Source organism: Hymenobacter sp. AT01-02, from assembly GCF_000961955.2.
In the GTDB taxonomy this organism is placed as follows: Bacteria; Bacteroidota; Bacteroidia; order Cytophagales; family Hymenobacteraceae; genus Hymenobacter; species Hymenobacter mucosus.
In genome coordinates this window covers 1-9,394 of record NZ_JZIR02000126.1, presented here as the reverse complement: position 1 = coordinate 9,394, position 9,394 = coordinate 1, and the positions used below count along the sequence as shown (strand labels likewise).

The 9,394-nt window shown below is 60.0% G+C and carries 14 protein-coding genes and 2 pseudogenes; 2 read left to right on the top strand and 14 right to left on the bottom strand.

All coding sequences use genetic code 11. The annotated features are described in order from the left end of the window. Positions 1-11: 11 nt before the first annotated feature. The 5 genes from VI25_RS20905 to VI25_RS20890 all read right to left on the bottom strand — a co-directional run bounded on the left by VI25_RS20905 (position 12) and on the right by VI25_RS20890 (position 3,029). Positions 12-221 (bottom strand): hypothetical protein, encoded by a 210-nt coding sequence (locus VI25_RS20905; RefSeq protein WP_072144872.1) that lies wholly within the window; start codon positions 219-221, stop codon positions 12-14. Next, entirely contained in the window at positions 179-472 is a 294-nt protein-coding gene (locus VI25_RS23665; RefSeq protein ID WP_072144871.1) for a helix-turn-helix transcriptional regulator, read from the bottom strand. Before VI25_RS23665 ends, VI25_RS20905 begins: the two co-directional genes overlap by 43 nt. Before the next feature lie 71 nt (positions 473-543). Then, positions 544-936 carry a hypothetical protein gene (locus tag VI25_RS20900; RefSeq protein ID WP_055562815.1) on the bottom strand — a complete coding sequence of 131 codons (393 nt, stop codon included), beginning with the start codon at positions 934-936 and terminating at the stop codon, positions 544-546. 280 nt (positions 937-1,216) lie between these two features. Further along, on the bottom strand, positions 1,217-2,002 hold the full coding sequence (locus tag VI25_RS20895; protein ID WP_045690462.1) for an SDR family oxidoreductase: 786 nt from the start codon (positions 2,000-2,002) through the stop codon (positions 1,217-1,219). Positions 2,003-2,249: 247 nt separating this feature from the next. Further along, positions 2,250-3,029, bottom strand: coding sequence for an AraC family transcriptional regulator (locus VI25_RS20890; RefSeq protein ID WP_316934392.1), 780 nt, complete (start codon positions 3,027-3,029; stop codon positions 2,250-2,252). Between the two features lie 407 nt (positions 3,030-3,436). Between VI25_RS20890 and VI25_RS29070 the strand changes: the two are divergent. Both VI25_RS29070 and VI25_RS20880 read left to right on the top strand, forming a co-directional pair. After that, positions 3,437-4,416: pseudogene (locus VI25_RS29070) on the top strand (aldo/keto reductase). A 115-nt stretch (positions 4,417-4,531) separates the two neighbouring features. Continuing rightward, a complete protein-coding gene (locus VI25_RS20880; protein ID WP_045690463.1) occupies positions 4,532-5,446 on the top strand; it encodes a helix-turn-helix domain-containing protein in 915 nt (304 codons plus the stop codon). A 95-nt stretch (positions 5,447-5,541) separates the two neighbouring features. On the opposite strand, the gene VI25_RS20875 is transcribed toward VI25_RS20880, so the two are convergent. The 9 genes and pseudogenes from VI25_RS20875 to VI25_RS29065 all read right to left on the bottom strand — a co-directional run bounded on the left by VI25_RS20875 (position 5,542) and on the right by VI25_RS29065 (position 9,369). Continuing rightward, complete coding sequence (locus VI25_RS20875) at positions 5,542-6,066, bottom strand: RDD family protein (protein ID WP_152981740.1); 525 nt, start codon at positions 6,064-6,066, stop codon at positions 5,542-5,544. Between the two features lie 42 nt (positions 6,067-6,108). Beyond that, on the bottom strand, positions 6,109-6,375 hold the full coding sequence (locus VI25_RS20870; RefSeq protein ID WP_045690465.1) for an acyl carrier protein: 267 nt from the start codon (positions 6,373-6,375) through the stop codon (positions 6,109-6,111). 158 nt (positions 6,376-6,533) lie between these two features. After that, on the bottom strand, positions 6,534-7,085 hold the full coding sequence (locus VI25_RS25355; RefSeq protein ID WP_052695690.1) for an adenylate/guanylate cyclase domain-containing protein: 552 nt from the start codon (positions 7,083-7,085) through the stop codon (positions 6,534-6,536). Between the two features lie 14 nt (positions 7,086-7,099). Further along, positions 7,100-7,198: pseudogene (locus tag VI25_RS23660) on the bottom strand (YceI family protein); the annotation flags it as partial. A gap of 102 nt (positions 7,199-7,300) precedes the next feature. Continuing rightward, positions 7,301-7,672, bottom strand: coding sequence for a hypothetical protein (locus VI25_RS24360; protein ID WP_152981739.1), 372 nt, complete (start codon positions 7,670-7,672; stop codon positions 7,301-7,303). After that, positions 7,614-8,012 (bottom strand): pirin family protein, encoded by a 399-nt coding sequence (locus VI25_RS24355; protein ID WP_082455745.1) that lies wholly within the window; start codon positions 8,010-8,012, stop codon positions 7,614-7,616. The genes VI25_RS24360 and VI25_RS24355 overlap by 59 nt, the downstream gene beginning before the upstream one ends. Positions 8,013-8,131: 119 nt before the next feature. Then, on the bottom strand, positions 8,132-8,506 hold the full coding sequence (locus tag VI25_RS20855; protein ID WP_052695692.1) for a DoxX family protein: 375 nt from the start codon (positions 8,504-8,506) through the stop codon (positions 8,132-8,134). A gap of 243 nt (positions 8,507-8,749) precedes the next feature. Continuing rightward, positions 8,750-9,010, bottom strand: a complete 261-nt coding sequence (locus tag VI25_RS27340; RefSeq protein WP_055562813.1) for an LLM class flavin-dependent oxidoreductase — start codon at positions 9,008-9,010, stop codon at positions 8,750-8,752. Continuing rightward, positions 8,977-9,369, bottom strand: a complete 393-nt coding sequence (locus VI25_RS29065; RefSeq protein WP_410503451.1) for an LLM class flavin-dependent oxidoreductase — start codon at positions 9,367-9,369, stop codon at positions 8,977-8,979. Before VI25_RS29065 ends, VI25_RS27340 begins: the two co-directional genes overlap by 34 nt. Positions 9,370-9,394 lie beyond the last annotated feature (25 nt).

The window sequence follows — 9,394 nt, the reverse complement described above, 5'->3', positions numbered from 1 at the left end:
GTCACAGTACCCTAGGTCCAGCACCTGCGCCCGGCAATGGCCCGTTGCATGGGCGCCAGGTGCCGCGTGAAGTGCTCCTGGTACTCGGGCACGGCCAACTGCATGGCGTGATCCAGCTGCGCCAAGCGGGCCTGGTCGGGCGGACGCAGCACGGCGCGCACTTTCTGCAGGGCGGCGGCTACCAGCGGCTGGATGGAGCGGTCGGCCAGGGTAGCGGCCAAGGTTTCGAGCAGCAGCAGGGCGCTACTTTCCTCGGGGGTGAAGCTGACCGGCGGCAGAAAGTACCCTGCACCAGAAAGTAGCCCCACCCCGCCTGGAAGCTGACGGGAATTCCTTGCTCGCCCAGCGCCCGAATGTCGCGGTACACCGTGCGCACACTAATGTCAAACTGCTCCGCTAGGCGTTCGGCCGGCACGTAGCGCTGGGCTTGCAGCAGAGTAACTATGCCAAACAGGCGGTCGATGCGATTCATAAACGGGCAGGTAACCGTCAAGCAAACGCTAAAGGTAGTGGGAGATTTTCCCCTATCGGTTTAACAACACCCTACTTGTAGACGGGGAAATGATAAAACCCTTCCCCCAGGTTCTCCAGGGAATCGAACGGGGTGGAATCCTTCTGCAGCACGGGTGGGCTGTACACCAGGCTCTCTTCGTCGTATAGGGCGGAAACTTTCCACCGGGAGCTAACAGCTTCGTTTTGTAGGGTTATATCATTCACGCCGGTGGCTATCATGTTGCTTCTTAGAGCCGATACCCGTACACCGTGCAGCTTTATTCGGTGAGGGGCAAATAGATTATCTAAAGAGTGGAAACGCGAGTCGTCTCCGGCCTTATAGTATCCTTGGTAAGCGCCTAGTTCTGGTTCTTGGCCAAAGGTGTGCTGGGCTAGATGGATGACGAGGCCGTTGACTACCAGGTAGTCTTGGTTCGGCAACACCGCGCTATTCTGGATACCTTCACCGACCGGCAGGCCAGTACCGTCGGCAGCTGCCGTAGAAACTCCGCATCCCAGTCGCGTTGGCCCGTCGCTACCGCGGGGTGAAAGTACTTGAGCAGGCCCCAGACTTGCCCGAGCGCGGCCACGTTATCGACTTGGCGGGTCGTAAGATGGGCCCGTAACTCGGGCGCGGCCGGTAGCGGACTACCCGCACTAGGGGCAGTCTGCGCCTGAAGCGGGAAGAACAGAACCCCACTCAGTCTCAAGGTCAGTAGCGTGCTTAGGCCTGCACCCGGGACTGGGCAAATGCTTCGGTTACGCCCTTGCTCATTTGCTTGAGCAGTATCCCCGGGGCCAGGCGGCTCATGTAGCGCATGAGGCGGGAGAGGCCGGGATAGATTTCCACCCGATCCTGCTGCAGCCCCCGGATGGCTTGCGCGACCACCTGGTTCGGATCCATGAGCATGCTGTCGTTCAGCACACTGGCAAACGGATCCGCGAGAGGTGTTTTAGCGGCGGGCGCTACCAGTTCAAATACCTTTACCAAGGTGTGCTGCAACTGCACTCGCAGGGCTTTGGTGTACGCTCGCAGCCCCGCTTTGGTGCCGCTATAAATCGGGGCCAGCGGAAATGGGGTCATCGCCAGCCCGGAGGTCACGTTGAGGATGGCAGCCGTCTTCTTGGTTTTGAGGTGCGGCAGAAATTGCTGCACCATGCGGATGGGACCCGACAGGTTGATTTCCACCTCCCGGGTGATGTCGTGCAGTTCTAGGGCTGGGTCTTGCAGGTCGAGTTTGCGCATCTCGCCGGCGTTATTAATGAGGATATTAAGGGCCGGGAACTGCGTCGTCACCTGCTGGTACAACTGCCGGATGGCAGCCGGGTCGCTCACGTCGCTCTGGAAGGTGTGCACGCTCGGTAGGCGGCGCTTGGTGTCGTCGAGCTTCGCCTGATTGCGGCCTGTAATGAGCACCGTACTACCCAGGGCTAGCAACTGGGTGGCGAATTCGAAGCCAAAGCCGCTGGTGCCGCCGGTAATGAGGATGGTGCTGTTGCGTAAGTCCATGATGGTTAGAAAGAATGATGACCCCACAAAGGTCGACCGGGAAAACAGCGGGGTGTTTGCGCCGGGCAATCCATCATTTGCAAAATTCACATCTGGTCTTAGGCTCGAAAAGTGCCAGGCGAGTAGCAGTCTGGCGCTTAAAAAAGTTGGAGAAGTGGGCTACTTCCGCAAAGCCGAGGCTGTCGAAATTTCCGAGATGTTCCAGTTAGTTTGTTTGAGCAGCAACTTGGCTTCCTGTACCACGCGGCTACTGATGATTTCGGTTGTGGTGCGGGCCGGTGTTCTCTTTCAGCACCTTATTCAGGTGGTTGACGTGCACGGCCAGCCGGTCGGCGTAGTCCTTGGCCGTGCGCAGCTGGAGCTTCTGTTGGGGCGTTTGGATGGGAAACTGCCGCTCCAGCAGTTCGATAAACAGCGACGACACCCGCGCCGAGGCGTTGTGGGCAGGGTAGAGCGCCGTGACCGGCTGAAGCTTCTGCCCCAGGTGAATAATTTCGAGCAGGTACGTGCGCAGCAAATCGTACTTGTAGGCGTAGTTGGAGCCGATTTCGCGGTGCATCTTTCGAAAAATGGCGTCGATTTCCGCACTTTGCTCGTCGCTCACCTGGAACACCGGATAGCCGCCGGCCTTGAATAGGGGCAGCTCATCAAGCACCACCCCACTTTTGGCCGGCAGCAGAAAGGCTTCCGTGAAAATGCAGAAGTGGCCCGCCTGCTCTACGTCCTGCGGCACCCAGTGATAAGGCACTTTGGGCGTGGCAAAAAGCAGGGCGTTATGCTCAATATCAATTACTTTGTCGGCGTATTCGGCCCGGTTGTGCCCGCTAATCAGGCTAATTTTGTAGTACGCCCGGCGGTCGTAGGGCATCACGCCCTTCTCGCGAAAGCGGTTGTAGAGCTCCTCAATACTAAACACATTGAAGTGCCCGATTTCCTTTTGGATGTCGGGCGGCAGCAGGGTATTTAGCTCGGTATCGAGGGCGGTGGTAGCCTGCTGGTAAAACTGGTCGAGCGAAATAGTTTTCATCGGTCGGGAGCTTGCGAAATTCAAAGGTACAACGCCTATTCCCATACCTGCCAGGGGCCAAGAGCGGGACTCTACGTACTACATAGCTTCGTGCACCCTGTACCGGCGAAAAAGCACCTGAACAGGTTCGACCGACTCACGACTATTCTCCTTCAACTGCAAGCCAAGCGACTGGTGAGGGACAATCCTGTTTCGGGCTGAGCGGCGACGGTTTGCGCCGTCTGTATCCAAGTCAGTTAAGAAGAAACAGCCACCCACTTTTCTGGACGCACTGGCGCAGCCGCATCTAGCCGGCGTAGCGCAAGAGGCCTGATTTTGTATCTGGCAAACCGGGTTTTGTATCCGTTGTGGGGTAGGACAGGAGGAGAACTTTGTGGTGGTCAAATCACCTTTCCGTTTTACTTTCTATGACTACTATTCCACAAATTGCCCTAGGCAGTCAGGGTCTGCACGTTTCGGCCCAGGGCCTGGGGTGCATGAGCATGACCCCATTTGTCACCACCAACATCTACGGCCCGGTTGATGAAGCCGAGAGCCTGCGCACTATTCACCGGGCGCTGGAGCTAGGGGTGAATCTGCTCGATACGGCTGACATCTACGGCCCCTGGCTCAATGAGCAGCTGGTGGGCCGGGCGGTGGCTGGCCAGCGGGCCCGCTATACGCTGGCCACTAAGGTGGGCGGCGAGATAGGGGCGCAAGGCCAGCTAACCGGCCAAGTGAATGGCCGGCCCGACTACGTGCGCCGGGCCATTGAACATTCGCTGCGTAACCTGGGCACGGAGTATATCGACCTATATTACCTGCATCGCCTCGACCCGGCCACGCCCATCGAAGACACGGTGGGAGCCATGAGTCAGCTGGTGGCCGAAGGCAAAGTGCGTTACCTGGCGTATCTAACGTAACGGCCGACGAGCTGCGCCGCGCCCACGCCACCCACCCACTCACGGCCCTGCAAAGCCAGTATTCGCTCTTCGACCGCACCGTGGAGGAAAACGGCGCCCTCGCTGCCTGTCGGGAGCTGAACATTGGGTTTGTCGCCTATTCCCCGCTGAGCCAGGGGTTTCTGTCCGGCGAAATCAAGCGGGCAGACGACTTTGAGCCCACCGATATTCGCCGCACCTTTCCCCGTTTTCAGGGTGAAAACTTCCGCAAAAACCTGGAATTAGTCCACGCCGTGCAAACGCTCGCCACCCAGAAGCACGTAACGCCCGCCCAGCTGGCCCTGGCTTGGGTGATGGCGCAAGGCGCCGTTCCCATTCCCGGCACCAAACGCCGCGGCTACCTGGAGCAGAACGCGGCCGCCACGGCCATTACACTAAGCTCGCAAGAGCTGGCCGACCTGGATGCCATCCTTCCCGTAGGCAGTGCAACAGGCACGGCGATGTAGGTGCTTAACCGAATAGGCCCGCCTGTTCTTTATTCCCCTGGTTGGCTAGCCGCTTAGCACCGGCTGCTCAACTGGACTATCCAGCTTACATCTTATCATTCAGCTAGTAGCGCGTATGAAATCGGTTTCCCCTACTGTCCAGGTGCTGCGTACGGTCACGGAGTATACGCGCTACTACGGGCTGCCGGCCCCAGCTCACCCCTTGCTCACCGTTATTGACCTAACGTATTTTCGCACGGCCCCGCCGGTGACCGGGCCGGTGGTGGCGCAGCTCTACATTGTTCTGTTCAAGCGCGGCGTAAAAGGGTCGCTGCACTATGGCCGTCAGAACTACGATTTCCAGGAGGGCGTGCTGCTGTTCATCGGCCCCGACCAAGTAGTGACGGGCAGCGCCGACGAAGATGCCTCCACGCTTAGTGGCTGGCTGCTCGTCTTCCACCCCAACCTGCTGGCCAAATACCCGCTGGGCCAGAAAATTACCCGCTACGATTTCTTCGCCTACGCGGTGCATGAGGCCCTCCACATCTCGGCCCACGAGGAAAGCCTGCTTGAAAGTGTGCTGCGCAGCATCCAGCTCGAGTACGAGCAGCCCATCGATGCCTTTAGTCAGGATATGCTGGTGGCCCAACTAGAGGTGTTACTGGGCTACGCCAACCGGTTTTACCACCGGCAGTTTCTGACCCGGCGCTCGGTAGAACACGACCTGCTCAGCCGATTCGAGGCCCTGCTGACCACCCACTTCGCCCCGGACACTGCCACTGCCCTGCCCACCGTGCAGCAATTTGCCGATGCGCTGCACGTGTCGCCGGCCTACCTGAGCGACATGCTGCGTACCCTCACCGGGCACACGGTGCAGCAGCACCTTCACCATCAGCTCATTGAAAAAGCGAAGCGCTTACTACTCGGCACTTCGCTCACCGTCAGCGAAACCGCCTTCCAGCTCGGCTTTGAGTACCCGCCTTACTTCAGCCGCTTGTTCAAGCGTAAAACTGGCTTTTCACCGTCCGCTTTCCGCTTCTCAGCACAGTAGCGAGACCAACTGTAAGTCGGCTATAAACTTCCTCCTTACTTTAAACAGGCTTAAGTTTAGGGCACGACCCTTTCGCTGAACTGCACTTGAAGAAGCTATAGGACCAAAACATGGGTACAGAAGGCCTGTAATAGGAGCAAATAGGTAATGGTTGCGGCCAAGGTATAATAGGAATGGCGCGTGAGCCGATAGGGGCGCACATCTTGCCACCACGAGGTCGTGTCCTTCGTCATCGGCCCCGCGTGCGTGCCGGCCAGCGCGTCGCCCATGCGGCCGCGTCGGCCCAGGAGCAACACGAGCACCTCTAGGGGCCAGAGGGGGAAGGCCGTGTTCCGCAGAAAGCACCGCAGCTCGTTGGCGGGCCGGTTGCGGGCATTGAGCACCTGCAGGTGCAACAGCCGCTTGGCCGGACTGCGCTCGTTGAAAAAGTCTTGGTTCAGGTAAAACACCAGCAACAACCAGAAACCCCATTCGTCGTGGCCAATGCCCCATCCAACACGCAGGGCCGTCAGGCCCGTAAACAAGGGAATGTACAGCGCGCATAACACGACGTGGTCGCAGAGCATGGCCTTCAACCGGATGTTTCGCGAGAGATAAGCAGGTAGCATCCCTGCTGGCATGGAGGCAATGATAACGCTCCTTTTCGTAACCGATAAGCGAATTTAGGCTGCGGCAAGCTGCCGGTGGCAACCGATGTAGCGCACGAAGTCGCCCACCGTATCGAGCGGTACTTCGTCGGGAATGGTCAGGTCATAGCGGCGTTCTACTTCCAGGATGATGTCGACTACGTCAATGAGGTCGAAGCCAAGTTCGTTCAGGTCGGTGCTTACCCGCAAGCGGCGCAGTTCTACACCCTTGCGGCGGTGAATGAGGGCGCGCACCTGGCGAACCAAAGCTGCACGGGAAACAGGAGAAAAAACAGCAGGCATAACCAAGCGAAGGGCAAGGGCTGACGCTTCAGGGGGCAGTAGAGCACCGGCACGTACGCGCCGAGCCACTCCCGGAAGCCCGGACAGGACTCAATGACCGGACCCCCGCGGGTGACTTCCCACGAAACGTCCCAGTCTGAAGTAATAGGCTTCCGCTGTTAGGCAGTACGCTCGACCTCGTACAGGTGGTGCATCCCTTTCTTGCCTTTTAAGGGGGTCAGAAAAGCCTGCCGCACGAGCAAGTCGTCGCCCAGTTCATCGACGACGGCTTGTGAGACCAGCAGAACGGTGCCGCAGTCTTTGTTGGCGGCCTCAATGCGGGCGGCGACGTTCACGGTGTCGCCGATGACGGCGAGCTTGCGCAGTTCGGCTCCGCCCAGGTCACCCACGACTACCTCGCCATAGTGGACGCCGATGCGGACTCGGAAGCTGCGGCAATACATTTTGCGCAGGTACGGGTTGAGTTGCTCCACGGCCTGGAGCATGCCACGGGCGGCGGCCAGCGCCTCCGCGGCGGCGGTGGCTTCGTCTTCCAGCCCAAAGACCACCATCAACCCGTCGCCGATGTAGTCGATGATGCGGCCCTGGTGGGCGCGGACCACCTCCACCTCGCTCATGAGCTGGAAGTAGCGGTTGAGCACGTGGACGACGTCGTAGGCTGGCAGTGCTTCGGCAAACACCGTGTAGTCCTCGATGTCGGAAAAGAGCACGGCCAGGCGCTTTTGAAGGTTTTGAAGTACCCCGTGACAGTGGTAATCATCAGGTGCTTCACTTTGAATTGCACTTCGCTGTGCGCGGGGTCTACTTTCCAGGTAGTGGTCATGGCGGAGAAGGGGTGAGAAATACGCTGCTGATGATTCAACAGCTTAAGCCGCGTAAGACGCTTGGTAACAATACTCGCTGACCTCTGCCGGCAAGCGCAGTCCTACATTGGCACGTCAATGAGCAGCACTTTGGCCGGGCTCAGGGCCTCGACCGTGAGGTGGGTTATATTCCAGGTGCCCAGGGCGTCATAGGCTCCTAATTGCTGGTTGCCAATGCGCACGTTTCCTTCCAGCACGAAAGCGTACACGCCGTTGCCGGGTCGCTTCACCGCGTAAGTAGTCGCCACGCCGGGCGTAAGGGTGCCCACGTGCAGCCAAGCCTGCTGCCGCACTTGCACGCCGGCCTGCCTAGCATGGGGGGACACCACTTGCACAAAGAAATCGGGGGAGGAAGCCGCATCAAACGACACCTGGTCATAGTACGGAGCAGCCTCGGGTTGGTCGGTGGTCAGCCAGATTTGCAGGAAGTGCACGGGGGCCGTCGCGCTGTGGTTTTTTTTCGCTGTGCGAAATACCCGAGCCGGCGCTGATAATTTGCAGCTCATTGACGTTAATAACCCCCTGGTTGCCGAGCGTGTCGGCGTGCTCCAGAGCCCCTTCCAGCAGCAGGGTCATAATTTCGGCGTTCCGGTGCGCGTGCATGCCGAATCCAGTGCCGCCCAGTACGGTATCGTCGTTGAGAATAATTAAGGCCCCGAAAGACTGGCGCGATGGCTCGGAGGCCCCGCTGGGGAGGAAGCTGCGGTGGGCGTCAAGCCAGCCGGAATTACCGTGCATTCGGGTGGTGGCCGGATGAAAAACAGTAGATGCCATCCTGTAAAAAAAAGTGGTGCGTTACGAAAGGTTAGTTGGCTCAGGCGGTTCGCCCACCGATTACCCCACCAGCGAATCAAGCCAGGGAAGGGGCCACCGGTGGGCTACCAACCAGCTGTTTAAGCCAGCTTGGTTTGCTCGGACGCCACGGAGCGCCACACCAGCAGGTTGAGCAGGGCCAGCACGGCGAAAGCAACGGGCCCGCCCAGCATAGCGGCCTGGCCGGCCTGCAAGTGCGTGATGGCCGCCACGGCCGCCCAGACGAACACCGCATAGAGCGTGAGCAAGCGACTGGCGGGCACCAGCAGCCCAATGCCCAAGGCTATTTCACTTAGGCCAATGGGGAAGCGGAACCACTCCGGGTAGCCCCAGCTCTGCAGATTTTGTAACTGCTCGGGCACGCCCGCCAGCTTGCTACCCCCGGCGCCGATAAATCCAACGGCTAACAGCCCGGACAGCACCCAGCTCAGTATTTTTTTGGTCTTGACACTCATGGTAAGGGGAATGATTAAAAAAGAAGAAAGAAGAAAGTGGAGGCAAGGATTAGGGATTGGCCACCGCAGGGGCGGCTAGCTGCGGCGCCACGCGGCGGCCCAGCAGCTCAATGGACTGCAGCAACTGGCCGTGGCTGGCCGCGTCGGCGCTGTTGAGAGCATCCATCTGCAGCGTGACGCGGGAAAGGCCGCCCAGGGCTTCGCTGTGGCGCATGATTTTGGCGGCTACCTCGTCGGGGCTGCCTACCAGGAAGGCGCCGTGGGGCCCCGCTGCGCATCAAACTGGGTTCGCGTGGGCGGTGCCCAGCCCCGTTCGCGCCCCGCGTAGGTCATGAAGCGCACGTAGGCCGGGTAGTAGTCGCGCACGGCCTGCTCGGTGGTAAGGCCCACGTAGCCCAGGGCGTGCATGCCCACAGTGAGCTGCTCGGGGGCGTGCCCGGCCCGGCGGCCGGCTTCCCGATACAGCTCGACTAGGGGGCGGAAGCGTCGGGGCTCGCCCCCCAATGATGGCCACCATCAGGGGCAGGCCCAACGTGCCGGCCCGCGCAAACGAGGCCGGCGTACCGCCTACTCCCAGCCACACGGGCAGCTGTTCCTGCAGGGGGCGCGGGTACACCCCCCTGCCCGCTCAGGGCCGGCCGGAATCGTCCCTGCCAGGTTACCTGCTCCTGCGCCCGTAGGGCCAAGAGCAGGTCCAGCTTCTCGGCAAACAGGGCGTCGTAGTCGCGTAAATCGTAGCCAAATAGCGGGTAGGCCTCCGTGAAGGAGCCCCGGCCACCACCAGCTCCGCCCGCCCCCGCGAGAGCAAGTCGAGAGTAGCAAACTCCTGAAACACGCGCACCGGGTCGGCGGCCCGACAGCACCGTGACGGCGCTGGCTCAGGCGAAT

Coding starts and splice junctions, on each gene's coding strand:
- VI25_RS23665 (WP_072144871.1), bottom strand. CDS start 472: ATGAATCGCATCGACCGCCTGTTTGGCATAGTTACTCTGCTGCAAGCC.
- VI25_RS20895 (WP_045690462.1), bottom strand. CDS start 2,002: ATGGACTTACGCAACAGCACCATCCTCATTACCGGCGGCACCAGCGGC.
- VI25_RS20890 (WP_316934392.1), bottom strand. CDS start 3,029: ATGAAAACTATTTCGCTCGACCAGTTTTACCAGCAGGCTACCACCGCC.
- VI25_RS20880 (WP_045690463.1), top strand. CDS start 4,532: ATGAAATCGGTTTCCCCTACTGTCCAGGTGCTGCGTACGGTCACGGAG.
- VI25_RS20875 (WP_152981740.1), bottom strand. CDS start 6,066: ATGCCAGCAGGGATGCTACCTGCTTATCTCTCGCGAAACATCCGGTTG.
- VI25_RS20870 (WP_045690465.1), bottom strand. CDS start 6,375: ATGCCTGCTGTTTTTTCTCCTGTTTCCCGTGCAGCTTTGGTTCGCCAG.
- VI25_RS24355 (WP_082455745.1), bottom strand. CDS start 8,012: ATGGCATCTACTGTTTTTCATCCGGCCACCACCCGAATGCACGGTAAT.
- VI25_RS20855 (WP_052695692.1), bottom strand. CDS start 8,506: ATGAGTGTCAAGACCAAAAAAATACTGAGCTGGGTGCTGTCCGGGCTG.